This is a genomic window from Streptomyces roseolus (assembly GCF_014649855.1).
In the GTDB taxonomy this organism is placed as follows: domain Bacteria; phylum Actinomycetota; class Actinomycetes; order Streptomycetales; family Streptomycetaceae; genus Streptomyces; species Streptomyces roseolus.
On the sequence record NZ_BMTV01000007.1, the window covers coordinates 82,325 to 107,582 of the forward strand.

At 73.4% G+C, this 25,258-nt stretch carries 22 protein-coding genes; 11 read left to right on the top strand and 11 right to left on the bottom strand.

The genetic code is table 11. From position 1 onward, the window contains the following. Positions 1–3 precede the first annotated feature (3 nt). Entirely contained in the window at positions 4–642 is a 639-nt protein-coding gene (locus IE245_RS10285; protein ID WP_373305307.1) for an OmpA family protein, read from the top strand. Here the strand turns inward: IE245_RS10285 and IE245_RS37675 are convergent. From IE245_RS37675 to IE245_RS10300, 3 genes are all read right to left on the bottom strand, one after another. After that, positions 632–2,758, bottom strand: a complete 2,127-nt coding sequence (locus tag IE245_RS37675; RefSeq protein ID WP_189946485.1) for a tetratricopeptide repeat protein — start codon at positions 2,756–2,758, stop codon at positions 632–634. The two genes, IE245_RS10285 and IE245_RS37675, sit on opposite strands and share 11 nt — an antisense overlap. A 3-nt stretch (positions 2,759–2,761) precedes the next feature. Then, positions 2,762–3,274: a hypothetical protein gene (locus IE245_RS37680; protein WP_189946486.1), complete on the bottom strand. Its 513-nt coding sequence runs from the start codon at positions 3,272–3,274 to the stop codon at positions 2,762–2,764. A gap of 121 nt (positions 3,275–3,395) precedes the next feature. After that, a complete protein-coding gene (locus IE245_RS10300) occupies positions 3,396–4,223 on the bottom strand; it encodes a hypothetical protein (protein ID WP_229851195.1) in 828 nt (275 codons plus the stop codon). 245 nt (positions 4,224–4,468) lie between these two features. Between IE245_RS10300 and IE245_RS10305 the strand changes: the two genes are divergently transcribed. Beyond that, on the top strand, positions 4,469–4,846 hold the full coding sequence (locus IE245_RS10305) for a hypothetical protein (protein ID WP_229851196.1): 378 nt from the start codon (positions 4,469–4,471) through the stop codon (positions 4,844–4,846). A gap of 115 nt (positions 4,847–4,961) precedes the next feature. Further along, a complete protein-coding gene (locus IE245_RS10310; protein WP_189946665.1) occupies positions 4,962–6,032 on the top strand; it encodes a mannosyltransferase family protein in 1,071 nt (356 codons plus the stop codon). On the opposite strand, the gene IE245_RS10315 is transcribed toward IE245_RS10310, so the two are convergent. Next, complete coding sequence (locus IE245_RS10315; RefSeq protein ID WP_189946487.1) at positions 6,004–6,501, bottom strand: DUF192 domain-containing protein; 498 nt, start codon at positions 6,499–6,501, stop codon at positions 6,004–6,006. The two genes, IE245_RS10310 and IE245_RS10315, sit on opposite strands and share 29 nt — an antisense overlap. A 29-nt stretch (positions 6,502–6,530) precedes the next feature. On the opposite strand from IE245_RS10315, the gene IE245_RS10320 reads away from it, so the two are divergent. Further along, positions 6,531–7,277 carry a prepilin peptidase gene (locus tag IE245_RS10320; protein WP_189946488.1) on the top strand — a complete coding sequence of 249 codons (747 nt, stop codon included), beginning with the start codon at positions 6,531–6,533 and terminating at the stop codon, positions 7,275–7,277. A gap of 335 nt (positions 7,278–7,612) precedes the next feature. Here IE245_RS10320 and mgrA read toward each other — a convergent pair whose 3' ends face one another. Beyond that, entirely contained in the window at positions 7,613–8,650 is a 1,038-nt protein-coding gene (gene mgrA / locus IE245_RS10325) for an L-glyceraldehyde 3-phosphate reductase (RefSeq protein ID WP_189946489.1), read from the bottom strand. Between the two features lie 129 nt (positions 8,651–8,779). Between mgrA and IE245_RS10330 the strand changes: the two genes are divergently transcribed. From IE245_RS10330 to IE245_RS10350, 5 genes are all read left to right on the top strand, one after another. Next, a complete protein-coding gene (locus tag IE245_RS10330) occupies positions 8,780–9,541 on the top strand; it encodes an isoprenyl transferase (protein WP_189946490.1) in 762 nt (253 codons plus the stop codon). Positions 9,542–9,838: 297 nt separating this feature from the next. Further along, positions 9,839–11,164, top strand: coding sequence for an RNA 5'-3' helicase PhoH2 (gene phoH2, locus IE245_RS10335; protein ID WP_189946491.1), 1,326 nt, complete (start codon positions 9,839–9,841; stop codon positions 11,162–11,164). Between the two features lie 388 nt (positions 11,165–11,552). Beyond that, complete coding sequence (locus IE245_RS10340) at positions 11,553–12,284, top strand: aggregation-promoting factor C-terminal-like domain-containing protein (RefSeq protein WP_229851197.1); 732 nt, start codon at positions 11,553–11,555, stop codon at positions 12,282–12,284. Positions 12,285–12,384: 100 nt separating this feature from the next. Next, positions 12,385–13,827, top strand: coding sequence for an AI-2E family transporter (locus IE245_RS10345; protein ID WP_189946493.1), 1,443 nt, complete (start codon positions 12,385–12,387; stop codon positions 13,825–13,827). Continuing rightward, positions 13,824–14,492 carry a hypothetical protein gene (locus IE245_RS10350; RefSeq protein ID WP_189946494.1) on the top strand — a complete coding sequence of 223 codons (669 nt, stop codon included), beginning with the start codon at positions 13,824–13,826 and terminating at the stop codon, positions 14,490–14,492. The genes IE245_RS10345 and IE245_RS10350 overlap by 4 nt, the downstream gene beginning before the upstream one ends. Before the next feature lie 61 nt (positions 14,493–14,553). On the opposite strand, the gene IE245_RS10355 is transcribed toward IE245_RS10350, so the two are convergent. Together IE245_RS10355 and IE245_RS10360 are read right to left on the bottom strand one after the other, a co-directional pair. Next, the gene (locus IE245_RS10355; protein ID WP_030498144.1) at positions 14,554–15,087 is read right to left on the bottom strand and encodes an alkyl hydroperoxide reductase; all 534 of its coding nucleotides are present in this window, start codon (positions 15,085–15,087) and stop codon (positions 14,554–14,556) included. Between the two features lie 2 nt (positions 15,088–15,089). Further along, a complete protein-coding gene (locus IE245_RS10360) occupies positions 15,090–15,644 on the bottom strand; it encodes a peroxiredoxin (RefSeq protein WP_189946495.1) in 555 nt (184 codons plus the stop codon). A 152-nt stretch (positions 15,645–15,796) separates the two neighbouring features. Between IE245_RS10360 and IE245_RS10365 the strand changes: the two genes are divergently transcribed. Then, positions 15,797–16,732, top strand: coding sequence for a hydrogen peroxide-inducible genes activator (locus IE245_RS10365; protein WP_229851198.1), 936 nt, complete (start codon positions 15,797–15,799; stop codon positions 16,730–16,732). Positions 16,733–16,861: 129 nt separating this feature from the next. Here the strand turns inward: IE245_RS10365 and IE245_RS10370 are convergent, their stop codons facing one another. From IE245_RS10370 to IE245_RS10380, 3 genes are read right to left on the bottom strand one after another with little or no spacing between them, the layout of a single operon-like run. Then, positions 16,862–19,231 (bottom strand): FtsX-like permease family protein, encoded by a 2,370-nt coding sequence (locus IE245_RS10370; RefSeq protein ID WP_189946497.1) that lies wholly within the window; start codon positions 19,229–19,231, stop codon positions 16,862–16,864. Further along, positions 19,228–19,902, bottom strand: a complete 675-nt coding sequence (locus IE245_RS10375; RefSeq protein WP_189946498.1) for an ABC transporter ATP-binding protein — start codon at positions 19,900–19,902, stop codon at positions 19,228–19,230. The genes IE245_RS10370 and IE245_RS10375 overlap by 4 nt, the downstream gene beginning before the upstream one ends. Then, a complete protein-coding gene (locus IE245_RS10380) occupies positions 19,899–20,423 on the bottom strand; it encodes a PadR family transcriptional regulator (RefSeq protein WP_189946499.1) in 525 nt (174 codons plus the stop codon). Before IE245_RS10380 ends, IE245_RS10375 begins: the two co-directional genes overlap by 4 nt. Before the next feature lie 304 nt (positions 20,424–20,727). On the opposite strand from IE245_RS10380, the gene IE245_RS10385 reads away from it, so the two are divergent. Next, complete coding sequence (locus IE245_RS10385) at positions 20,728–22,983, top strand: transglycosylase domain-containing protein (RefSeq protein ID WP_189946500.1); 2,256 nt, start codon at positions 20,728–20,730, stop codon at positions 22,981–22,983. Positions 22,984–23,061: 78 nt separating this feature from the next. Here the strand turns inward: IE245_RS10385 and IE245_RS10390 are convergent, their stop codons facing one another. Continuing rightward, the gene (locus IE245_RS10390) at positions 23,062–24,963 is read right to left on the bottom strand and encodes an ATP-binding SpoIIE family protein phosphatase (protein WP_189946501.1); all 1,902 of its coding nucleotides are present in this window, start codon (positions 24,961–24,963) and stop codon (positions 23,062–23,064) included. Positions 24,964–25,258: the final 295 nt, after the last annotated feature.

Here is a 25,258-nt window from a genome sequence, read left to right on the forward strand (position 1 = left end):
ATGATGACGACGACAGGACGACGACGCAGGGTGGCCGCGCTGGTGGTCGTGGCGATGGTCGGGTGGTCGGCGGCGGCCGGCCCCGTGGCGTACGCGGACGATCCGCCGGGCAGCACCTCCACCTCCCCGCCCCCCGCCATCGACACCAACTCCCCGAACCTGATGCTCCCCGACGGCGCCACGCTCGCGCCCGCCAAGGTGCTCGACATCAAGCAGATCGTCGAGGAGGAGGGCGGCGAGCAGCGGCGCGAGGACACGAACGTGGACGTGACGTTCGCGCTGCAGGCGGAGGTGCTGTTCCCGAAGGACAGCGCCAAGCTGAGCCCCGCCGCGGCCGCGCGCATCCGCGCCATCGCGGCGGAGGTGCGGACGCAGGGGTCCGGGAAGGTGCGCGTCTTCGGATTCACCGACAACCTCGGGACGTACGAGCACGGCCTGAAGCTCTCCAAGGAGCGGGCCGTCGCCGTGCAGCAGGTCCTGGCGCGCGAGCTGGAGCCGGGGACCTCGTACGAGATCCGCGGCTACAGCGAGGACTACCCGATCGCGGACAACCGCACCGAGGAGGGCCGCAAGAAGAACCGCCGCGTCGAGGTGTCCTTCCCCCGCACCGCGCCACCGCCGCCCCGGGCCGCTACTCCCTGAGCGCCTGTCGGGCCCGGCCGGCGTGGGCCAGGGCGCGGCGCTCCCGGGCGGTTTCGCCGAAGCGGCGGAAGAGTTCGGCGGCCCACGCGTGCGCCGCGGCGGCCTCCTCGTGGCGTCGGGTGTGCAGCAGCGCGTGGCCGAGGTTGTCGCGGGTCTCGGCTTCGCGGTGGAAATCGCCGTACTCGCGGTACGTGTCGGCTGCCCAGGTCAGTTCGGCGACGGCCTCCCGGTGGCGGTGGGTCCTGCGGAGCGCGCTGCCGAGGTTGTTGCGCACCTGGGCTTCCTCGTGGCTGTCGCCGTTGGCGCTGTGGATCGTCGCGGCCCGGCGGAACGCGGCGATGGCGTCCTCGTGGCGGCCCCGGCAGAGCAGCGCGGCCCCGAGGTTGTTGAGCGCCGCGGCCTCGCCGTGGCTGTGGTCGCCCTTCCGGTAGAGGGCCACCACCTGCGTGAGCACGTCGATGGCCTCGTCGTGGCGCCCCAGCAGCTGGAGGGTGTTGCCGACGTTCATGAGGGTGAGGTTCTGGGCGACGGTGTCACCGAGCTCCCCGTGGATCTTCATCGCCCGGAGGTGTGCGTCGGTCGACTCCTTGTACCGCCGCAGGTTCAGGTAGGCGTTGCCGAGGCCGTTGAGCGCCCGGCCCTCGTGACGGCGGTCCTTCAACGCCTGGGCGACGGTCACGGCGAAGGCGTTGATCTCGGCCATCTCGCGGAATCGGTGCCGGCGGTCGAGGTACAGGTTCAGCGCGTTCGCGGTGATCAGGGAGGCTTGCGGGTACAGGGAGGCGACGCGGAAGACGAGGGCGACGAGGTTGCGGGACTCCGCGTCCAGCCACTTCAGCGCGGCGGCGCGGTCGGCGAACCGTGCCGCGCCCGCGTCCGTGCCGGAGCGCGGAGGCCGGGCGGACAGGTGGGCGTTCGCCTCCACGCAGGCCGTGCCGTAGTGGATCAGCAGCCTCTCCCGTGCTTCGTCCGTCCCCGGGCAGGGCGGAAGTCCGGCCGCGTACAGGCGGATCAGGTCGTGCATGCGCCAGCGGTTCGAGCCCACCGGCTGCTCGGCCAGCAGGCCGGCACGGGTGAGGGCGGCCAGGCTCTTGCGCGTCTCGCGCGGCGTCCGGTCGCACAGTGCGGCGGCCGCCTCGGTGGAGACGTCCGGGCCGGGGTCCTGGGGCAGGAGGCGGAAGAGCCGGTCCTCCCGCTCCTTCATGCGCTGGTGGGAGAGCCGGATGGCGGCGCGCACCCCGAGGGTGTGACCGTCCGCGTCCTCGTGCTCGAGCGCCGCCAACCGGGTGCGGGCGTCGGCGAGGTCGCCCGCCAGCACGTCGACGGGGAGCCCCGGGTCGTCGGCCAGGAGGGCGGCGGCGACCGTCAGGGCCAGCGGCAGCCGGCCGCAGTAGTCGGCCACCTGCCTCAGCGCCCGCGGCGACGTCCCGGCGCGCGGGTCGTCGGGGCGCACGTCGGCGAGGGCGGCGGCGATCAGTTCGGTGGCCGACTCGGCGTCCAGCTCGGCCAGGGGGACGAGGCGGGCCCCGAGGCCGGGGGCGGCCAGGGCGTCCCGCGAGGTGGAGAGGAGGCGGTGGCGGGCGTGCGCGGGGACGAGGGGCCGGAGCTGGCCGGGCGAGGACGCGTCGTCGGCGACGATCAGGACCGCCCCGTGCTCCTCGGCCCGGCGGGCCAGCTCCGACTGGTAGAGCGCTGCCAGCTCCTCGCCCGTCGGCGGCAGGTCCGCGTCCCGTACGCCCAGGGCCCGCAGCAGGGTCTCCAGCGCTTCCTCGGGCGTGGCGGCGCCCGCCGGGGCGTAGCCGCGCAGGTGCACGAAGAGGACTCCGCCGGGGAAGAGCCCCGAGGCCACGGCCTGGTGGGCGGCCCGGACGGCCAGCGCCGTCTTGCCGGCGCCCGGAGACCCCGTCACCACGGTCGCGGCCGGCCCCTCCGGACCGAGGGCCTTCAGGAGCGCGGAGACGGGCTCGTCCCGTCCTGTCAGTCGTCGTGCGGCGGGCAGGGCTCCCAGGGACCGCGGCGCGGGGGCCGGGTGCGTCTCCGTGACGTAGACGTTCTCCAGGGCCTGGTAGATCCGGGCGTTGCCGGAGGCAGTGGCGTGCTGTTCGGCGCCGGCCAACGCTCAGGTCCTTTCGGCGGGCCGGTCGTCGGCGCCGGACTGCACCACGCGGGCCCGGCCCGTCGCCGTGCCGCGCTGCTCGATCCGGTCGTACCCGGTGCCGGTCCTGGTTCCGGTGTCGGTTCCGGTGCCGGGGGTCCGGGCGGACTGGGTGACGCGGCCCGAGTCCCGCGCCTCCGCGTGCTGTTCCAGGTGGGGCGCGCCGACCCCGCCGCCGGACTGGCGGATCTCGGCGTCGTCGGAGGCGGTGGCCGTCTGGAGCAGGGTCGGGGCGGTCACGGCGGTCACGGCGGTCGCGGGCACGGTCGTGGGCGGCCGGTCGCGGGCGGCCCACCAGCTCAGCGCTCCCAGGACCGCCGTTCCGGCGATCGCGCCGAACGCCAGCGCCGTGTCGAGCCGCGCCCCGTCCTCCCGGGGCAGCCAGCCCCACGGCAGTGCCCGTACGAGGGTCACGCCCAGCCCGAAGGTCACCAGGGCCGCGACCCCGGCCACCCCCCAACGCACCGCACGAGCCATCCGCCGCTCCCCCTCCGCGAGAGCTCCATGGTGCCGAACCGGCGGGCCCTCCGTCAGGCCGATCGCGGACACCCGCCCGTCGCACCGGTCAGGTCGGCCAGCGCGTCCGCGATCGTCGCCGTCATCCTCCCCGGCTCCGTGAAGACCTCCCTCGCCGTGAAGCGGAGCACGCGGCGGATCCCGGGGCAGGACTGGAGGGCGTTGAAGCGGGCGACGTCCCGTTCGTGGGTGCGGGGGGTGCCGTGGTACGCGTACCCCTCGACCTCCACCGCCAGGCCCGCGGACCGGAAGAGGAAGTCCGGGCGCAGGGCCCGGCCCCGGGGGGGCGCACCTGCGGCTGGCACTCGGGACGCAGGGCGGCGTCGGCCATGCGCAGGCGGGCCACCGTCTCCGCGGGGGAGCCGGACGCCGGGTGGACGAGGGGGAGCCAGGCGCGGGCGCGCGGGGCGCCGGGGCGGCGGACCGCGAGCTGTGCGGCCAGCTCCTCGTAGCGGACCAGCGGGTCCCTGCGGACGCCCTCGACCACCCGGCGGGAGAGGGCCGAGTCCGCCGTCACCACCGCCGCCTCCCTGCTCCCGGCGGTCCGTATCAGGTCCGCGACCGTCCGCGCGGCCGTCGTCACCCGCAGGCCCCGGCGCAGGCAGACGTCCTCCGGCGGGAGGGAGGAACGGGAGGCCTCGGGCGGCGGAGGGCCCGTCAGGAGCTCGATGCGGTGGACGCGGGCCGCCGTCCCGTGGCGGCAGACCCGCCCCGGGCGCAGCAGTTGCAGCGCGGTCTCCCGGACCCGCCAGTCCGTCTCCTTGCCCGGCGCCGCCCACGCACCCGGGCGGATCCGCTGCCAGCCGTCCCGCCGCAGGCGCGCGGCGAGCCGGCCCGGCGGCCAGCCCGCCGCGAGCGCCCGGGCCGTGAGGAGCACCCCGCCCCTGGTGAGGATCGCCAACTCGTACATACGCCCAACGATCCACGGAAGAGCGACACTTCGCACCCCCTGTGGAAAACCCCCCGAAAGTTATCCCCAGGAAAACGTAAAGATGTCGGGACGGAGAGGCCGGGGAGGAGCATTCTGGACCGAAACACCACAACGTCTCCGGGGCAGGGCCGCCGATGCCGCACTCCGCCACTTTTCAGACCGTCACTCCTCAGACCGTCACTCCTCGGACCGCCATTCCTCGGAGCGCCGCACGCACGTCCGGGGTGCGGCTCGTCCACGACCTCGTCGTCCACGTGCCCTCCTTCCAGGACGCCTACGACAGCCACGTCTTCCGGCAGGGCGACGTCCTGCCGCACGTCTTCTTCTGGGACGTCGTCCAGGGGACCGTCCGCTCCTTCCTCACCCGCACCGGAGCGGGCGCCGGAGCGGAGGCGGGCGTCGAGGGGGAAGCGGCCGACTGGCGCCGCACCCTCGACTTCCTGGAGGAGCGGTGCGGGCGCGGTGACACCGGCGTCGACGAGGTGATCGTGACCTCCTTCCTCGGCGACCTGCCGTCCCCGCACGAGCCGGGCCACGGCATCGTCCTGCAGCTCGGACCCGTCATGGCCGCCCGGTTCGGGCGGATGAGACCCCGGGGATGAGCCCCGGGCGGGCGGCCGCCCTGCCGGCCGGAGACGTCGTCCGAAGCGCCGGAGCCGGCGACCGGCCCGCGATAATCGAGCACATGTCCCCGCCCGCGTCCCGTCCCTCCCCTTCCTGCTCGCCCTCGGCGGCTACGCCGTCACGCGGGTGGTCGGGCTCGCCGTCCTCGCCGTCGCCGCCGCGGCGGCCGGCAAGGACGGCTTCCACCGGCTGAGCGGGCGCTGGGACTCCGTCTGGTACGTGCGGATCGCCGAGCACGGATACGGGTACGAGACCACGCTCCCGAACGGCGACGTCCACTCCGTCCTGGCGTTCTTCCCGCTCCTCCCCGCCCTCGAACGGGGCCTCTCCGCCGTCCTCCCGCTCGACGCCGCCGGCGCCGGACTCCTCGTCTCCTGGACCGCCTCGCTCGCCGCCGCCTGGGGGATCTTCCGCTGTGGCGAGCACGTCGTCTCGGCGCGCGCCGGCGTCGTCCTCGCCGTGCTGTGGGGGGTGTACCCGACGGCGTTCGTGCAGTCGATGGCGTACACGGAGACGCTGTTCACCGCGCTCGCCGCCTGGTCGCTGTACGCGGTGCTGCGCGGGCGTTGGATTCTCGCCGGGTTCCTGTGCGCGCTCGCCGGGCTGCCCCGGCCCACCGCCGCCGCGCTGATCGCCGCCCTCGCCGTCACGGCCGCCGTGACCCTCGTACGGGACCGGCGGCTGCCCCTCCGGACGCTCGCCGGGGTGCTGCTCGCGCCGCTCGGCTGGCTCGGGTACGTGGCGTACGTCGGCGTCCGCGAGTCGAGCGCCACCGCCTACTTCGACGTCCAGGCGGCGTGGGGGAACTCCATCGACGGCGGCGTCGCCCTGGCCCGCTTCATCGCCTCCCTGCCGTGGCCCGCCGCGCTCGGCCTGTGCGCGGCCCTCGCGCTCCTGGCCTGGCTGGTGGTGCTGTGCGTCCGGCAGCGGCAGCCGCTGCCGCTGCTCGTCCACACGGTCGGGGTGGTCGTGGTCCCCCTCGTCGGCGCCGCGTACTTCGGCTCCCGGCCCCGCCTGATGATGCCCGCCTTCGGGCTGCTGCTGCCGCCCGCCGCCGCGCTCGCCCGGCTCCGCACCGGCCCCGCCGCCGCCGTCCTCGCCGTGCTGGCGCTGGCCTCCGCCGGGTACGGGGCCTTCACGCTCCTGGGGCCGGGTCCGCCGTGAGCGTCAGCCGCGTCCCCGCCCGGACGCCCCACCGCGCCATCGCGCCGGCCTCGGCCTCCAGGACGTGCCGGGCGCGCGGCCGGGGAAGACCGAGCCGGCCTGGGCGCATGGTGACGACGGCGAGCACCCGCAGGCGCCGGTCCAGATAGGCCACGTCGATCGGGAAGCGCATGCCGAGGGTGTGGACGCTGTTCGCCGGGGTCAGCAGCATCGCCCCCGCGATCCCGTCCCGGCCGAGCAGCCCGCGCCGCCGCGCCCGGTAGGAGGCCGCGATCTCAAGCCCGACCTCTAGCCCGCCCTCAGGCCCGGCCCCGCCCCCGCCCTCAGGACCGACCTCACGCCCGGCCCCAGGCCCGACCTCACGCCCGGCCTCAAGCCCGCCCCCAGGCCCGGCCCCGGACCCGGCGTCGGCCGCCGGGCTCCGCGGCACCGCGAGCGTTCCCGTCCCGTCCCGCCAACTCCGCCCCATGCGCCCGACCTTAGACCTAAGGTCGGGCCGTGTACGCCTCGCCGATCGTCCTCGTCGTCCTCGCCGCCCTGTGGGGCGCCGCCGTCGGGCTGCTCGTGCCGCGGGCCGCGTACCGGCTGTCCGTGGCGCCCGAGGAGCCGTGGCGGGAGCGGTGCCCGGCCGGGCACGCCCTCACCGGCCCGGCGGGCGGCTGGCTCGGCGGCCCCGGCCGGGCCGCGTGCGCGACGACGCCGGCGCCGCTCGCCGCGCCGCTGCTGACCGCCGCGGTCTGCGCGCTGCTCGCCGCGGCCGCCGGAGGGCCCCGGCCCGAGCTCGCGGTGTGGCTGCTCGCGGCGCCCTTCGGGGTGCTGCTCGCCTGCGTCGACGTACGGGTGCAGCGGCTGCCGGACGGGCTGACCCTGCCGCTCGCGCTCGCCGTGCCGCTGCTCCTCGGGGCCGCCGAGCTCCTCCCGTACGACGCCGGGTCCTGGCCGTCGGCCCTGCTCGGGGCCCTCGCGCTCGGCGGCGGCTATCTCGCCCTGCACCTGATCAGCCCGCAGGGCCTCGGCTTCGGCGACGTGAAGCTGGCGCTGCCGCTGGGCGCCGCGCTCGGCTGGTACGGCTGGGGCGTCCTCTTCACCGGCGCGTTCCTGGGCTTCCTGCTGGGCGCCGGCTACGGCTTCGGGCGGGTCCTCCTCGGCCGCGCGGGCCGCTCCTCCGCGATCCCCTTCGGGCCCTTCATGCTCGCCGGCGCCCTCCTGGGGCTCGCCCTCGGCGCCTTCACCGCCGTGCCCTGACCCCGGGTGGCGTCAACGGGGGAGCGGCGGGGGGCGTTCCCCCGTCGGAGGGACGGAAGTCCGCCGCCACGCCGGGGCACAAAACCGCCACACGGACCCGGAACCCTTGCGGCGTCTGGGATCCGGGGAAATCCGCGCCGTTCGTTCGGCGCACGTGGCGCGCAGCCCGACCAGGGAAGGGTTATGGTGGAACCCCCCCCTCGGGCCGGTCCGTATCCCCCCCACGGACCGGCCCGTTTTCTTTTCCCGCTCACCCGGGAGACCGGGCCGGACCCGGCTTACGCCGACCCGGGGGACCGGGCCGGACCCGGCTTCCGCTCACCCGGGAGACCGGGTCAGCTCCGGCCGGCCCAGATGTTGGTGCCCTCGGTGTCGACGGCGAAGGAGTCGATCTCCTTCAGCTCCGCGTCCGTCAGCGGCGCGGAGGCCAGCGCCGCCACGTTCTCCTCCAGCTGCCCCACGCTCGACGCGCCGATCAGGGCCGAGGTCATCCGCGGGTCCCGCAGCACCCACTTCAGCGCCAGCTGGGCCAGCGACTGCCCGCGCCGCTCGGCGATGGCCGCCAGGCCGGTCAGCCGGCGCAGCACCTCGTCGGAGAGCAGGTTCGGGTCGAGGGACTTGCCCTGGGTGGCGCGGGAGCCCTCCGGGATGCCCTTCAGGTACTTGTTGGTGAGCAGGCCCTGGGCGAGCGGCACGAAGGAGATGCAGCCCATGCCGGCCGCCTCCAGGGTGTCGAGCAGGCGGTCGTCCTCGATCCAGCGGTTGATCATCGAGTACGAGGGCTGGTGGATCAGGGCCGGGACGCCCATCTCCTTCAGGAGCCGCGCGGCCTCGGCGGTCTGCTCGGCGTTGTACGAGGAGACGCCGACGTACAGCGCCTTGCCCTGCTGGACCGCGGAGGCCAGCGCCCCCATGGTCTCCTCCAGCGGGGTCTCCGGGTCGAAGCGGTGCGAGTAGAAGATGTCGACGTAGTCGAGGCCCATCCGGTCCAGGGAGGCGTCGAGCGACGACAGCAGGTACTTGCGGGAGCCCCACTCGCCGTACGGGCCGGGGTGCATCAGGTAGCCGGCCTTCGTCGAGACGATCAGCTCGTCGCGGTAGGACGCGAAGTCCTGGGCGAAGATCTTGCCGAAGTTCAGCTCGGCGGAGCCGGGCGGCGGGCCGTAGTTGTTCGCCAGGTCGAAGTGGGTGACGCCGAGGTCGAAGGCGCGGCGCAGGATCGCGCGCTGCGAGTCGAGCGTGCGGTCGTCGCCGAAGTTGTGCCAGAGCCCGAGGGAGACGGCGGGGAGCTTGAGTCCGCTGCGGCCCGAGCGGCGGTACTCCATGGAGTCGTAGCGCTCCGGGGCGGCGCGGTAGAGGGGGGAATCAGTCACGTGTCCCTGCTTATCACGGTCCTGTGACAGTCCCGTGGGGAGTTGTGACACGCCCGGGCTGGGAGCCTTCACCCGACGGCAGTAGTGTGGCGGCTTGCGAACCGCCCGCCCATGGAGGGGTAAAGAACAGTGAACCTGCGCGACCTGGTGTACGGGCTCTACGCACGCCGGGTGGAAGGCCGTCTCGACCACGATCAGGTGCCCAAGCACATCGGGGTCATCCTCGACGGCAACCGGCGCTGGGCCAAGGCCTCCGGCGGCACCCCCGAGCAGGGACACAAGGCCGGCGCGGACAAGATCCGGGATCTGCTCGGCTGGTGCGCCGAGACCGACGTCGAGGTCGTCACGCTCTGGATGCTCTCCACGGACAACCTGAGCCGTCCCGAGGAGCAGCTGGTGCCGCTGCTCGGGATCATCGAGGGCGCGGTGAAGGCACTGGCCTCGGACGGCCGCTGGCGGGTGCACCACGTGGGCACCATGGACCTGCTGCCCGCCCGGACCCAGACGGTCCTCAAGGAGGCCGAGGAGGCCACCCGCGGCAACGCCGGGATACTCGTCAACGTCGCCGTCGGCTACGGCGGCCGGCAGGAGATCGCGGACGCGGTCCGCTCCCTCCTCCTGGACCACGCCGAGCGCGGCACCAGCTTCGAGGAGCTGGCCGAGACCGTCTCCATCGACCTCATCTCGGAGCACCTGTACACCCGCGGCCAGCCCGACCCGGACCTGGTGATCCGGACCAGCGGCGAGCAGCGCCTCTCCGGCTTCATGCTGTGGCAGAGCGCGCACTCCGAGTACTACTTCTGCGAGGTCCACTGGCCGGCCTTCCGCAAGGTCGACTTCCTGCGCGCGCTGCGCGACTACGCGGCCCGCCACCGGCGCTACGGCGCCTGAGGCCCCCCTCCGCCCCCGACCCGGGGGAGTCACCGGACGTTCACGAACACGCCGTCACATGCCGTGGCATGGCCAGGAGTGTTCGAGGGAATAAGCCTGGTGAAGTGAGCGGCACGGAGACCGCCACCCGGGAGGCCCCTTGCACCAGGACGACCGTGCGGGACACGCACGGGAGACGCGGAGGGCCGGAGTCCGGTCCGCGCTGGGCGGTCCGATCCCGGTCCCATTCCGCCGCGACACCGGTTGTCCCGTCGCACCCCGGCCTCATTCGGGTCCTCAGAGGGGGTCTGTCCTTCCGTGGTGACCAGCACGAAGCGCCGCCTTTCCGACCGGCGCACCTATGTACTCGACACCAGCGTCCTGCTCGCCGACCCCAAGGCGATGTCCCGCTTCGAGGAGCACGAGGTCGTGCTCCCCATCGTGGTGGTGACCGAGCTGGAGGCGAAGAGGCACCACCCCGAGCTCGGCTACTTCGCCCGGCAGGCGCTGCGCCTGCTGGACGACTTCCGGGTCCGGTACGGCCGCCTGGACGCGCCGCTCCCGATCGGGGACCTCGGCGGCACGCTGCGGGTCGAGCTCAACCACTCCGACCCCTCCGTCCTGCCGGCCGGCTACCGGCTGGGCGACAACGACTCCCGCATCCTCGCGGTCGCGCGCAACCTCCAGGCGGAGGGGTACGACGTCACCGTCGTCTCCAAGGACCTGCCGCTGCGCATCAAGGCGTCCTCGGTGGGCCTGCTCGCCGAGGAGTACCGCGCGGAGCTCGCCATCACGGACGCCAACGGCTGGACGGGGATGTCCGAGCTGGCCCTCTCCGCCGAGCAGATCGACCTCCTCTACGACGCGGAGCGGCTGTACGTGCCCGAGGCGGCCGAGCTGCCCGTGCACACCGGCCTGGTGCTCCAGTCGGAGCGCGGCAAGGCCCTCGGCCGGGTCGGCGCGGACGGGAACGTACGCCTCGTCCGCGGCGACCGGGAGGCCTTCGGCATCCGCGGCCGCAGCGCCGAGCAGCGCATCGCCCTCGACCTGCTGCTCGACCCGGACGTCGGGATCATCTCGATGGGCGGCCGGGCCGGCACCGGCAAGTCGGCGCTCGCGCTCTGCGCGGGCCTGGAGGCGGTCCTGGAGCGCCGGCAGCACCAGAAGGTGATGGTCTTCCGTCCGCTGTACGCGGTCGGCGGCCAGGACCTCGGCTATCTGCCGGGCAGCGAGTCCGAGAAGATGAGCCCGTGGGCGCAGGCGGTCTTCGACACGCTCTCCTCGGTCGCGGGACGGGAGGTGATCGAGGAGGTGCTGTCCCGGGGGATGCTGGAGGTCCTGCCGCTCACCCACATCCGGGGCCGCTCGCTCCACGACGCCTTCGTCATCGTCGACGAGGCCCAGTCCCTGGAGCGGAACGTCCTGTTGACCGTTCTGTCCCGTATCGGCGCGAATTCGCGGGTGGTGCTCACCCATGACGTCGCCCAGCGGGACAACCTCAGGGTGGGGCGGTACGACGGAGTCGTCGCCGTGGTCGAGAAGCTGAAGGGGCATCCGCTCTTCGCGCACGTCACCCTGACCCGCTCCGAGCGCTCCCCGATCGCGGCCCTGGTGACCGAGATGCTGGAGGACGGCCACCTGTAGTCCGATTCATACCGTTTGCCTCCCGTAAGGGAGTTGGCGCCGCCCGGCGAAGCGCAGGAGCTTAGCCGGGCGGCGCCCCGCTGTCCGCAACATCCGTCAAAACACCTGCGTCCAATGAGGTGTGAGCTTTCACACGCAACACAGAATTGCCTTGCGGCGTCCGCGTCCGGCAAAGTCTTGCTTCCGTCAGGCCCCGCATACGGCACCCGTGCACCCTCGATCCCTTCGAGCGCACACCGCACCACCGCACAACTCCACAGTCGTCGTCGTATGCCGCCCACAGCACCACGGGCCCGTGTCTTCCGTGACCGGTACGACGAAGACCAGTGCCAGGGGCACGATTTCGCCCGCGAGGTCACCGCTGTGGGCGATGCTGGAAGGAAACCGTGTGAGCCGGATCTCGGTCCGGGGATTCGCGGTGGCGTCTGCCACTGCGGTCACCACCGTCGGCGCCGTCGTCGGCGTCGCCACGGGCAACGCAGCCCAGGCCACCTCTGACGACAACTTCGAGACCACCGCGGCCGACAGCACGCTGCTCGCGGACATCCCCGTGGGCGCGCAGGCCCAGGTCCAGGTCGCCTCCCTCGCGGAGCAGGCCGACGTCCAGGCCGCCGCCGCGGACGCCACCGCGCGCAAGGACGCCGAGGAGGCCGCCCGCCTCAAGGCCGCCCAGGACGCGGAGGCGAAGAAGAAGGCCGCCGACGAGAAGGCCGAGCGGGAGAAGAAGGAGCGCGAGGAGCGGGAGGCCCGCGAGAAGGCCGAGGCCGCCGAGCGCGCCAGCCGCGACGCCGTCCGCGACGCGTCCAGCTTCGCCGCCCAGGGCTCGTACTCCGTCTCCGAGGTCAAGGCGATCGCCCGCCAGATGGTCCCGGCTTCGCAGTTCCAGTGCTTCAGCAACATCGTGAACCACGAGTCCACGTGGAACTACCGGGCGCAGAACCCTTCCTCCGGTGCCTACGGCCTCGTCCAGGCGCTGCCGGGTTCCAAGATGGCTTCGGCCGGCGCCGACTGGCAGACCAACCCCGCCACCCAGATCAAGTGGGGCCTCAACTACATGAACGACCGCTACGGCAGCCCCTGCGGCGCCTGGTCGTTCTGGCAGGCCAACCGCTGGTACTAGGCCGGCACCCGGTCAACCCCGGGAAGCCCCGCACCGTCCTACGGTGCGGGGCTTCCTGCGTGTAGGTTGCCAGGGACCGAACGGGGGGAAGAGGAACGAGATGGCGAGACTGCCAGGATGGCTGAACCGGCTGGGCGAGGGCGTCAGCCGGCTGGGAGCGGCGCTGGACGCCCGGCGCGCCGAGGCGGCCGGGGACCCGGAGCACCACGGCCCGGCCGGACACGCCGGGCCGGACGACGGGCGGTCGCCGGCTCCGGGACGCGCGCCGGCCGGAGGGAAACCCTCCGGTGACGCCGCGGCCGAACCGCCGGCCGCCGGGGATCCCGCCGTCGCCGTGACCGAGGGACGCACCGTGCCCGCGCCGCCGGCGTACGCCCCCGCCGTCCCCGCCCGCCCCGACCCGGTCTCCGCCATCCCCTGGGGACTGCGGGTCGCCGGCGAGGCCGGCTGGCGGCTGCTCGTGCTCGCCGGGACCGTCTGGGTCCTGATGCGGGTCATCAGCTCCGTCCAGCTCGTCGTCCTCGCCTTCGTCGCCGCCCTCCTGGTCACCGCCCTGCTCCAGCCCACCGTGGCCCGGCTGCGCACCATGGGCGTGCCGCGCGGGCTCGCCACCGCCATCACCGCCATCTCCGGCTTCGTCGTGATGGGGCTGGTCGGCTGGTTCGTGGTGTGGCAGGTGATGGACAACATCGACAACCTCACCGACCGGGTCAGGGACGGCATCGAGGAGCTCAAGCGCTGGCTCCTCGACAGCCCCTTCCACGTGACCGAGCGCCAGATCAACGACATCGCGAAGAACCTCAGCGACACCATCGGCGCCAACGCCGAGCAGATCACCTCCGCCGGCCTCCAGGGCGTGACCGTGATCGTCGAGACCATGACCGGCATCCTGCTCGCCATGTTCTCCACCCTCTTCCTGCTCTACGACGGGAAGAAGGTCTGGGAGTGGACGCTGAAGCTCGTCCCCGCGCAGGCGCGGCCCGGGGTCGCGGGCGCCGGGCCGCGCGCCTGGCGGACCCTCACCGCCTATGTGCGCGGCACCGTCCTGGTCGCCCTCATCGACGCGGTCTTCATCGGCCTCGGGCTGTACTTCCTCGAGGTGCCGATGGCGGTCCCGCTCGCCGTCTTCATCTTCCTCTTCGCCTTCATCCCGCTCGTCGGCGCCGTCATCTCCGGCGCCCTCGCGGTGCTGGTCGCGCTCGTCACCAACGGCGTGTTCACGGCGCTGATGGTGCTCGTGGTGGTCCTCGCCGTGCAGCAGATCGAGGGCCACGTCCTCCAGCCGTTCATCCTCGGCCGGGCCGTCCGCGTCCACCCGCTGGCCGTGGTCCTCGCGGTCGCCGCGGGCGGGCTGACCGCCGGCATCGGCGGCGCCGTCGTCGCCGTCCCGCTCGTCGCGGTCTCCAACACCGTCGTCGGCTACCTGAAGGCGTGGAGCCAGGAGCCGGCGCTGCTCACCTCCCCCGAGCCGCGCGGCGCCACCGCCTTCGAGGTGGCGCCGACGCCGGCCCCGGGGTCGGCGGACCGGAAGGGCCGGGCGTGATATCCGAACCCGAACTGGAGGGCGGCGCCCCCTTCGAGACGGCCGAGGTGCTGACCGAGGAGCGGGCGCCGCGCCCGCCGCGGGGCCGTGCGCCCTGGGCGTGGGCACTCGGCGGCGCCCTCGCCGCCTCGGTGCTGTGGGGCGGCGGACTGTACGCGTACGCCGGGCGGCAGCCGGAAGGCGTGGACCTGCGGGGGTACGCGTCGGTCGAGGACCTGTGCGCGCGGGCCGAACTGAAGAGCCTGGAAGCGGTCCTCGGCGACCGGAGCGGCTCCGGGACGGGCCCGTACCTGGACGAGCCGACGCTGAGCGAGAGCTCCTGCTCGGTCGACTTCGGCAAGGGGGAGCGCCAGCAGGGCGTCCAGATCACCTACACCCTGCACAAGCAGACCGATCCGGGGCCCGAGTTCGCGGCGCGGGCGAAGCAGGTCGACCTGACCGAGCCGGTCGGGGGCGTCGGCGAGCAGGCGTTCTTCAGCGGCAGCGAGGACGGTGGAACGCTGCGGGTGCTCGACGGGCAGGCCGTCCTGGAGTTCTCCCTCTACCGCACCTACATCGAGGACGAGAACGGCGAAATGGTCGAGCGCGGGGCACCCGACCTCTCCGGGCTCGACGTCCCGCTGACCCAGGACGCCCTCGCGCTGCTCGCGGCGCTCAGGAAGTGACAGGAGGAAGGGCCCCGGAGCACGCGTGCTCCGGGGCCCTCTCCCGTACCTGCGGGGCGTCCTACTCGGCGAGGACGGCCTCCGCGTCCAGGGTGACGGCGACCGCCTGGATCACCGCGGCGATCTTGAACGCCTCCTGGATCGTCTCGCGGTCGACGCCGGCCTTGCGCAGGACCTGCTCGTGCGAGTCCAGGCACTGGCCGCAGCCGTTGATCGCGGAGACGGCGAGCGACCAGAGCTCGAAGTCGACCTTCTCGACGCCCGGGTTGCCGATGACGTTCATCCGCAGACCGGCCCGCATCGTCCCGTACTCGGGGTCCGACAGCAGGTGCCGGGTCCGGTAGAAGACGTTGTTCATCGCCATGATGGCGGCGGCGGACTTGGCGGCCTGGTACGCCTCGGGCTTCAGGTTCGCCTGGGCCTCGGGCTCCAGCTCCTTCAGCACCTTCGGCGAGCGCGAGGCGATCGCGCAGGCGAGGACGGTGCCCCACAGCTGCTGCTGCGGGAGCTCGCTGTTGCCGATGACCGAGCCGAGGTTCAGCTTCAGGTCCTTGGCGAAGTCCGGTACGGCGGCCTTCAGCTCATCGAGGGCCATGCTCACTCACCGGCCAGGAGCTTGCCGGCGTCGAGGGTGTCCTCGCCCTTGTTCCAGTTGCAGGGGCAGAGCTCGTCGGTCTGCAGGGCGTCGAGGACCCGCAGGACCTCCTTGGGGTTACGGCCCACGGAACCGGCGGTCACCATGGTGAACTGGATCTCGTTGTTCGGGTCCACGATGAAGACCGCGCGCTGGGCGAAGCCGTCCTCGCCGCGGACGCCGCAGTCGCTCATGAGCTCGTGCTTCGAGTCGGCGAGCATCGGGAAGGGCAGGTCACGCAGGTCGGCGTGGTCCTTGCGCCAGGCGTGGTGGACGAACTCGGAGTCGCCGGAGACGCCGAGGATCTGGGCGTCGCGGTCGGCGAACTCGTCGTTCAGCTTGCCGAACGCGGCGATCTCGGTCGGGCAGACGAAGGTGAAGTCCTTCGGCCAGAAGAACACCACGCGCCACTTGCCCTCGTAGGACTTGTGGTCGATCTGCTCGAACTCCTTGCCGCTCTCCAGCGACACACAGGCGGTCAGGTCGTAGGTGGGGAACTGGTCACCGACAGTGAGCACGCGCTCTCCTTGCACAGTCGGAAGGATCCCTTTTGAGGGCTTCCGTGAGGGGTTGGACGTCTCACATACTGGCACGGAGTGCATTGATCAGTGAAATAGCTAGAGTGGGTCGTGTTGATCGAAGGTGGTTATCAGTGGTTCCCGTCCGGCGCGTGAAGCAACCCAGCCTGTCCCAGCTCAGAGCCTTCGCGGCGGTCGCGGAGCACCTGCACTTCCGGGACGCGGCGGCGGCGATCGGGATGAGCCAGCCGGCACTTTCGGGCGCGGTTTCGGCTCTCGAAGAGGCACTCGGTGTCCAGCTCTTGGAGCGTACGACACGGAGAGTGCTGCTCTCGCCCGCCGGGGAACGGCTCGCGGCCCGGACCGACGCGGTGCTCGACGCCGTCGGGGAGCTGATGGAGGAGGCGGAGGCCGCGCAGGCGCCGTTCACCGGGGTGCTGCGGCTCGGCGTGATCCCGACGGTCGCGCCCTATCTGCTGCCGACCGTGCTGCGGCTCGTCCACACCCGCTACCCGGAGCTCGACCTCCAGGTCCACGAGGAGCAGACCGCGTCCCTCCTGGAGGGGCTCGCCGCGGGCCGGCTCGACCTGCTGCTCCTCGCCGTGCCGCTCGGGGTGCCCGGGGTCGTCGAACTCCCGCTGTTCGACGAGGACTTCGTCCTGGTCGCGCCCGAGGCGCACCCGCTGGCCGGCCGGGACGACATCCCGCGCGAGGCCCTCAGGGGGCTGCGGCTGCTCCTCCTCGACGAGGGGCACTGCCTGCGCGACCAGGCCCTCGACATCTGCCGCGAGGCCGGGCGGGAGGACGGCGCCGAGGTCACCACCACCGCCGCCGGCCTGTCGACCCTGGTCCAGCTGGTCGCCGGGGGGCTCGGCGTGACGCTGCTGCCGCGCACCGCCGTCACCGTCGAGACCGCCCGCAACACCGCCCTGAGCACCGGCTCCTTCACCGCCCCGGCGCCCACCCGCCGGATCGCCCTCGCGATGCGGGCCGGCGCGGCCCGGCACTCCGAGTTCGAGGAGCTGGCGGGGGCGCTGCGCGAGGAGCTGGCGGCGCTGCCGGTACGGGTGCTGGGCGCGGACTCCTGAGAGGCGGGGGGCGACGGGTTTCCCGGGGCGCGGCGGCGACGGATTCCCGAGACGAGGAGGGGCGCGGGCTCCCGAAACCCCCCGGTATCGGGAACCCGCGCCCTTTCCCCCGTACGTCCGCCCGAGGGGTCACTCCGTGCGCAGGCCGTCCGCGCGCATCAGCCGCCACAGCGGTGGCAGGCTCAGCAGCGTCACGGCCGCGATCAGCCCGAGGCCGATCCCGACGACGGGCAGGAACGCCCACCAGTCCCGCACCTGCTGGCCGCCGAGGCGCAGCAGGACGACCCCGAGGGCGAGGCCGCCCGCCACGGCGAGCGCGAGCCCGAGGAGGATGGGCACCGCCGTCTGCCACAGCACCGACCAGCTCAGGGTGGAGCGCCGGGTGCCGAAGGCGACGAGCGAGGACAGCAGCCGCTTGCGGTCCCGCAGTTGCTCCAGGGTCGAGACCAGCAGCGAGGCCGCCACGAGGAGCATCGTCAGGGTGGAGCCGACGAGGATGCCGGTGCGGACGCTGGAGAAGGCCGCGTCCCGCTCGGTGTCCTTCAGGTCGGTGACGTAGGACGTCGGGTCGATGTCCGCGGCCGCGTTCCGCACGAACTCGGCGGCGTCGGGCACGGACGGGTCGAGCCGGACCATGACCTGGGCGTCGGGCTCGTCGAGGACTGCCGTGCCGAGTGCCGACGGGGTGGCGAGCACGCCGTACTCGTACATGCCCGTCGGGGCCGGCCGGGAGTCGACGACCCGGGCGTCGGCGGGGATCCGCCACAGCGTCGGGGCGCCGGCGGGGCGCTTCGGCTCGTCCGGGTGGGGGTGCGGGTCGCGCAGGGCGACCGTGGCGCCGGGCCGGGCGGCCCGGGTGACGTGGGAGTCGTCCGGGTTGCCCTGCGCGCCGTGCGCGAGGAAGACGAAGACGTCTCCGTCCGCGCAGGACGGCAGCGTGGCGTACTCCCGGAGGGAGGCGCAGTCGCCGACGCGGAGCGAGGTCATCGGGGCGAACTCCTCGCCCCCCTTCAGCGGTCCGGGCCGCCAGACGGTCGACTGGACGGTGCCGATCACTCCGGCGACGCCCTCGGTCCGCTCGATGCGGTCGATCACCGCGCGGGCCTCGGCGGCGTTCTCCGCGTCGGTGCCGAAGACGATCTGGGCGCGGGACGAGTCCTGGCCGGTGAGCTGGGTGAAGTCGCTCTCCATCGCCTGGAAGAGCATCTGGAGCGCGATCGCCCCGGTGGCCGCGACGACGACGCCGCTGACCGCGCGGGCCGCCGTGCCGGAGCTCAGCTGGAGCCTGCGGACCGCGAGCTGCCAGGCCAGGGGGCCCTTGCCCAGCCGTTTGACGCCCGCCTCGACGAGCCACGGCAGGAGCGTGGTGAGGCCGATCAGGGCGAGCGTGGTGCCGGTGACGACGCTCACGGCGTCGAGGCCGGTCTGGGTGACCTGCACGTCGCCCATGAGCGGGACGAGGAAGGCCGCGCCGACCGCGAGGAGCAGCAGCCGCCACCACAGCCGGCGGCGGCGCGGGGTGGAGGTGCGGACGACGCCGAGCGGCTCGACCACCACGCCCCGCATGGCGAAGAGGGTGACCACGACCGAGGCGACCGGGACGACGGCGAGGACGAGCGCGGCGAGCGCGGGCATCGGCATGACGTCGCCCGGGTAGGCGTTGACGTCCCAGACGGTGAAGGCGCCCGCGAACTGCCGGGCCGCCGCGAAGAGTCCGAGGCCCACCAGGAGGCCGAGCAGCGCGCCCGCGAGGGACTCGCCGGCCGCGATCCGCCGGGTCGAGGCGGTGTCGGCGCCGATCAGCCGGAGCGCCGCGAGCCGCCGGTCCCGCTGCTCGCCGCCGAAGCGGACGGCGGTCGCGACGAAGACGAGCACCGGGAGGAGCAGGACGACGCAGGCCACGACGACGAGGAGGATGAGGAACGCGTTCATCGGTTCCTCGGGCACCGACCAGCCGAAGCGGACGCCGCGACCGTCGAGGTTCTCCGGGTCGAGGAAGCCGGCGTGGGCGACGTAGCGCAGTTCGGCGGGGCCGATGAGGCCGGCCTCGCCGATCGTCCCGGCGACCTCGAAGGGCAGCCGTTCCTTGAGGAGGGCGCCCTCGGGGGAGTCGAGCAGTTCGCCGAGCGCGGGGGAGACCAGCATCTCGCCGGCCTTGGGGAACGCGTCGGCGCCGGGCGGGACCGGGGGAGCGTCGCCCTCGGGGCGCAGCAGCAGTCCGCTCACGACGTCGTCGCGGTAGACCGTGGTCCGCGAGAGGTGGAGGAAGGAGTCGGGCCGGGGCGAGGTGACCTGCTCGCTGCCGTCGACGGCGCGGACCGACTCCCGCACCTCCCGCTGGAAGAGCATGTTCGGGAAGGAGGCGGCGAGCAGCAGCAGTGCCACGCCGAAGCCGACGCCGGAGGCGGTGAGCAGCGTACGGAGCACGCCCGAGCGGCCGCCGGTGACGGCGAAGCGGGCGCCGAGGGCGAGGTCGCGGGCCCAGAGGCGGGGGCTCACGCGGCCCACTCCGTGGACCGGGCCGCGCCGTCGCGGACGACGACCTCGCGGTCGGACCAGGCGGCGACGCGGGCCTCGTGGGTGACGAGGACGACGGCGGCGCCGGTGTCCCGGGAGGCGTCGGTGAGCAGCCGCATCACCCGCTCGCCGTTGAGGGAGTCGAGGGCGCCGGTCGGTTCGTCGGCGAAGATCACGCGCGGGGCGGTGACGAGGGCGCGGGCGACGGCGACCCGCTGGCCCTGGCCGCCGGATATCTCGCCGGGGCGCTTGGCGGCGGTGTCGTCGACCTCCAGGCGGGCGAGCCATTCGGCGGCCCGCGCCTCGGCGGCCTTGCGCTTCTCGCCGTTCAGCCGGAGCGGCAGGGCGACGTTCTCCACGCAGCTGAGCTCGGGGACGAGCTGGCCGAACTGGAACACGAAGCCGAAGTCGGTGCGGCGCAGGGCGCTGCGGGCGCCGTCGGAGAGGGCGGTGAGGTCGCGCCCGTCGTAGGTGAGGGTGCCCGCGTCGGGGCGGACGATCCCGGCGAGGCAGTGCAGGAGGGTGGACTTGCCGGAGCCGGACGGCCCCATGACGGCGACGACCTCGCCGGCGCGCAGGGCGAAGTCCGCCCCGGAGAGCGCGGTGGTGGGGCCGTACGCCTTGGTCAGGCCCTCGGCGCGGAGGAGCGTCATCGCCGGACCTCCTCGGCGAGCCGGTCGAGGCGGGCCGCGGTGAGTTCGAGCCAGCGCAGGTCGGCCTCCAGGTGGAAGAGGGCGTGGTCGCAGATGAGCTGGTCGGCGAGGTCGCCGTCCTTCTTGCGGCGGGTGAGCTCGCGCATCAGGCGCAGGTGCTCGGCGCGCTGGGTGTCGAGCAGCTCGGCGGCCCCGCGGCCGGTCATCAGGGCGAGGACGACCTTGGTGTAGAGCGTGGACTGGAGGTACGGCTCCGGCTTCTCGGGGGTCGCGAGCCAGGTGGCGACGTCGGTGATGCCGGCGTCGGTGATCGCGTACCGCTTGCGCTCGGGGCCGCCGCCGGCCTCGACGCCGTCGACGACGACGAGGCCGTTCTTCAGGAGGCGGGACATGGTCGAGTAGACCTGGCCGTAGTGGAGCGGCCGGTCGTGGCCGAACCGCTCGTCGAAGGCGCGCTTGAGGTCGTAGCCGTGGCGCGGTCCCGATTCGAGGAGCCCGAGGAGGGTGTGACCGATGGACATGGCGCCACTCTACACGGTGTGTATACGCGCGATGTATAGATGAGTCGAGGGGTGTCGGCGGTACACGCGCGGGAAGACGGGGGCGAAGCGGAGCCGAAGTGGATCCGAAGCGGAGCCATTCCTTCACGCAACCATCACCTCCGCCCGGGCGTCGGTTCCCCTGGGAGTGGGTGCTGATTCTCACGTCCTGAAAAGGCGTGATCGGTTGCCCTATGTCCGCAGTGTCGGTGTTAGCTTGCTGAGCTGATCCGGCGCGCCGGACGACCGGGCGACGGGACACACGACGAGCGGAGCGACACACGACATGGGCCGACCGGACGCGAAGGCGAAGAAACGGGGCATACACCGCCTCTTCACCTGGAAGAAGCTGCTGGGCACCTTCCTCCTGCTCTGCCTCATCGGTGTCGGCGCCCTCTACACCGTCTACCTGCTGGTCCCCGTGCCCACGGCCAACGCCGAGGCCACCATGCAGAGCAACATCTACAAGTACTCCAACGGCAAGATCCTCGCCCGCACCGGCGAGATCAACCGCGAGATCGTGGGCCTGGAGAAGATTCCGCTCCCCGTCCAGCGGGCCTTCGTCGCCGCCGAGAACAAGACCTTCTACAAGGACAACGGCGTCGACATCAAGGGCACCACCCGCGCCGCCTGGAACACCCTCACCGGCAAGGGCAAGCAGGGCGGCTCCACGATCACCCAGCAGTACGTCAAGAACTTCTACCTGAGCCAGGACCAGACGGCGACCCGCAAGCTCAAGGAAATGGTCATCGCCGTCAAGGTCGACGAGGAGATGTCCAAGTCCGACATCCTCGCCGGGTACATGAACACCAGCTACTACGGGCGCTCCGCCTACGGCATCCAGGCCGCGGCCCGCTCGTACTACGGCACCGACGCCTCCCGGCTCACCACCGCCCAGGGCGCCTACCTCGCCTCGCTGCTCCAGGCCCCCAACCAGTACGACTGGACCTCCGCCAACGCCACCGGCCGGAAGCTCGTCGAGGAGCGCTGGAACTACGTCCTCGACAACATGGTCGAGATGGGCTGGCTGCCCGCCGCCGAGCGCGCGGGACTGGAGTTCCCCGTCCCGCGGGCGCCCAAGCCGCTCCCCGGCATGGAGGGCCAGACCGGCTACATCGTCGAGGCCGCCAACCAGGAGCTGATGCGCCAGGGCGTCAGCGAGGAGGACATCAAGGCCGGCGGCTGGACCATCACCCTCACCATCGACGAGGACAAGCAGAAGGACCTGGTCGCCGCGGTCGACAAGGAGCTGGAGGCCAAGCTCGACCGCAAGGGCGACAAGAAGGCCGCCACCGTCCAGGCCGGCGCCACCTCCGTCGACCCGAAGACCGGCGCGGTCGTCGCGATGTACGGCGGCGTCGGCGCCACCGAGCACTGGATGTCCAACGCCACCCGGCGCGACTTCCAGCCCGCCTCCACCTTCAAGCCGATCGTCCTCGCCTCCGCCCTCGACAACGAGGCGACCACCCAGGACGGCCGCGAGATCGGCCTCGGCACCGTCTATGACGGCGACTCCCGGCGTCCGGTCGTCGGCAGCAAGATCCCCTACGCCCCCGAGAACCAGGGCGACCAGTCGTACGGTCCCGTCTCCGTCCAGCGGGCCACCGACAAGTCCATCAACTCGGTCTACGCCCAGATGATCGTCGACGTCGGCGCTGAGAAGACCAAGAAGACCGCCCTCGACCTCGGCATGAAGGACGGCCAGGACTTCGAGCCCACCCCCGCCATGGCGCTCGGCACCATGGGCGCCTCCACCCTCGACATGGCCGGCGCCTACGCCACCCTCGACAACCACGGCCGGAAGGTCACCCCGGTCCTCGTCAAGGCCGCCCAGCACAGCGACCGCCGGGTCGAGACCGTCCGGCAGACCGGCGAGCAGGTCATCAGCCGCCGGGCCGCCGACACCGTCACCAAGGCCATGCGGGGCGTCGTCGAGAACGGCTCCGGCTTCCGCGCCGCCGGCGACTACGAGGCCGCCGGCAAGACCGGCACCTCCGAGAACAACCGCTCCGCCTGGTTCGTCGGCTACACCCCCGAACTGGTCACCGCCGTCGCCCTCTTCGGCGAGGACACCTCCGGCAAGATCGCCGAGCAGGTCACCCTCACCGACACCATCGAGCCCGGCCGCGCCAACGGCGGCGGCTTCCCGGCCAAGATCTGGGGCGCGTACACCGAGCGCGCCCTGAACGGGGGCTCCGACGCCGAGTTCGACCTGGAGACCGACGGCGGCTGGGACGGCGGCGGCGGCCTGCCGACCGGGACGAGCTCGCCGACCGCGACCGAGGAGCCCACCGAGGAGCCGACGGAGACCGCCACGACCCCGCCGGCCCGCACCCCCACCGCGCCGACCACACCGCCCACCACGCCGCCGACGACCCGGCCGACGCCCACCCGGACGCCGACCACCACCCCGCCGGACCCGACCCGCGAGCCCACCGGGGAGCCGACCACCACGGCGACGGTCCAGCCGCCCGACGCCGGCGGCCCGGACGGCGACGAGGACGCCGCCCCGCCGGACCGCACCACCCAGCGGCCCCGCTGACCCCCTCCCGTACGCGACTTCCCGTACGCGACGAAGGCCGGCCCCCACCAGGGGACCGGCCTTCTGTACGTACGGCGGTCAGACGCGTGTCGACAGCTCGAACCAGACGACCTTGCCGCCCGACAGCCGGGTCGCGCCCCACCGCCGCGCCAGCCGGTTCACCAGGAACAGGCCGCGCCCGCCCTCGTCCGTGTCGCGGGCCCGCCGCTGCCGGGGCAGCTGCGGGGAGTCGTCGCCGACCTCGCAGCGCAGCACGTCCGTCCGCAGCAGTCGCAGGGTCACCGGCCGCTCCGCGTACCGCACCGCGTTCGTCACCACCTCGCTGATCAGCAGCTCCACCGAGTCCGTCAGCTCCTCCAGGTCCCAGCGGGCGAGCGCCCGGCGGGCGAGCCGGCGGGCCCGGCCCGGGGCCGCGTCCTCCGGATCCAGGAACCAGTACGCCACGTCGCTCGGCGCGATCCCGTCGAAGCGGGCCGCGAGCAGCGCGATGTCGTCGTCCCGGTCGCCCGGACCCAGCATGTCGAGCACGTCGTCGCAGAGCGCCTCCAGCGGCGGCGCGTGGTCCGGCCCGGTCAGCTGGGCCGCCGCCGCGAGCCGCTCCCGCAGCTGCTCGATCCCGGTCCACACGTCCCGCAGCCGGGACTCCACCAGACCGTCCGTGTACAGCAGCAGCGTCGCACCGGCCGGGGCGTCCAGCTCGACCGCCTCGAAGTCCACGCCGCCGACCCCGATCGGGGCGCCCGCGGGCACCCGCAGCACCTCCGCGCGCCCGTCCAGGTGGAGCAGTATCGGCGGCGGATGACCGGCGTTGGCGACCGTGATCCGGTGCGAGACCGGGTCGTACACCGCGTACATGCAGGTCGCCATCCGGTTCTCGCCGAGCCGCTGGGCCTGCTCGTCGAGGTGGTGCAGCACCTCCTGCGGCGGCAGGTCGAGCCCGGCCAGGGTCTGCGCGGTGGTCCGCAGCTGGCCCATGATCGCCGCCGAGGTCATGGAGTGGCCCATGACGTCGCCGACGACCAGGGCGACCCGGCTGCCGGGCAGCGGGATCGCGTCGTACCAGTCGCCGCCCACCCGGGCCGTCTCGGCCGCCGGCAGGTAGCGGGAGGCGAGCTTGACGCCGGTCGGCTGCGGCAGCGAGTCCGGCAGCATGGTGCGCTGGAGCTCGTCCGCGATGTACGCCTCCCGGCCGTACAGCACCGCCTTGTCGATGCCGAGCGCGGTGTGGGTGGCCAGCTGGGCGCCGACGAGCAGGTCGTCCGGGTCGAAGGCGGGCTGCTCGGCGCGGCGCAGGAAGACGGCGGCGCCGATCACCCGGCGACGGCCGCGCAGCGGCGCCAGTATCGCCCGCGGACCGCGGGGCAGCGGATGGCCGGACCCCAGGAGCTCGCCGAGCGCGGCCCGGGCGGCCGCGGAGTCGCCGAAGACCGGCCGGACCCCGCGGAGCACCTCGGCCAGGGAACTGCCGGAGCGCACCTCGCACAGTTCGGCCGCGGGCGTCGGGTCGGGATCGGGCACGAGGACGAGTTCGTCGCCCTCCAGATCCGTTAACCGCAGCCGGTCCGTGCGGCGCAGCCGCAGCACGAAGGGCGCCACCGGGCGCTCGTCGCCGACCGGCAGCGGGTCGCGGAGGTAGACGAGGATCTCGTCGGAGAAGGCCGGCACGGTGGCGCGGCACAGGCCGAGCACGATCTCGTCGAGGTCGAGGCCGCGGGCGATCCGCCGGGTCGCGGCGCCGACGAACCGCAGCCGGTCGCCCTCGCGCCGACCGGCCGGCTCCGCCCCCCTGGGGGAGACGGCGACGGCGACCGCGGGCGCCGCGGGCCCCGGCACCGGCGGGGGCTCCGGGAGCTGCGCCGGCTGCGCGGGGATGTCGGAGGGCAGGCCGGCGGGCGCCGCCTCCTGACGAGGCCGCGTCTGCTCCTGGGGCCGGTCGGCCAGCGGCTGCCGGCCTTCGTGGGAGGTGGGATGCTCCGTCACGCGTGGGATTCCGTCCGTCCGGGCCGGTGGTGCGATGCACTCGCTCTTCTCGCCGATGCCGCGCCTCCGGCGGGGATAAACCCTCCGGCGACGGCGTTCGCGGTGGATACGGACGATCCGCGGACCGCGGCAGGGGCGGGGGGAGTGCGACCCGGGCACAGCTCCGGCACTGCTCTCCCCCTCATCGATGACGTGCGGTGACGTGTGGTCAGTTGCTGCGCTGCCTTCGGTCGGTGACGTGGCGTCCGCCCGTCGTCGGGCGCCCGGAGGACGATCCTACGTTTCGACCCGGGGG

Bases quoted from the DNA above. Each gene is read 5' to 3' on its own strand.
- IE245_RS10285 (WP_373305307.1), top strand. From the start codon at position 4: ATGACGACGACAGGACGACGACGCAGGGTGGCCGCGCTGGTGGTCGTG.
- IE245_RS37680 (WP_189946486.1), bottom strand. From the start codon at position 3,274: ATGGCTCGTGCGGTGCGTTGGGGGGTGGCCGGGGTCGCGGCCCTGGTG.
- IE245_RS10300 (WP_229851195.1), bottom strand. From the start codon at position 4,223: ATGTACGAGTTGGCGATCCTCACCAGGGGCGGGGTGCTCCTCACGGCC.
- IE245_RS10315 (WP_189946487.1), bottom strand. From the start codon at position 6,501: ATGGGGCGGAGTTGGCGGGACGGGACGGGAACGCTCGCGGTGCCGCGG.
- IE245_RS10345 (WP_189946493.1), top strand. From the start codon at position 12,385: ATGGCGAGACTGCCAGGATGGCTGAACCGGCTGGGCGAGGGCGTCAGC.
- IE245_RS10355 (WP_030498144.1), bottom strand. From the start codon at position 15,087: ATGGCCCTCGATGAGCTGAAGGCCGCCGTACCGGACTTCGCCAAGGAC.
- IE245_RS10375 (WP_189946498.1), bottom strand. From the start codon at position 19,902: ATGACGCTCCTCCGCGCCGAGGGCCTGACCAAGGCGTACGGCCCCACC.
- IE245_RS10380 (WP_189946499.1), bottom strand. From the start codon at position 20,423: ATGTCCATCGGTCACACCCTCCTCGGGCTCCTCGAATCGGGACCGCGC.
- IE245_RS10385 (WP_189946500.1), top strand. From the start codon at position 20,728: ATGGGCCGACCGGACGCGAAGGCGAAGAAACGGGGCATACACCGCCTC.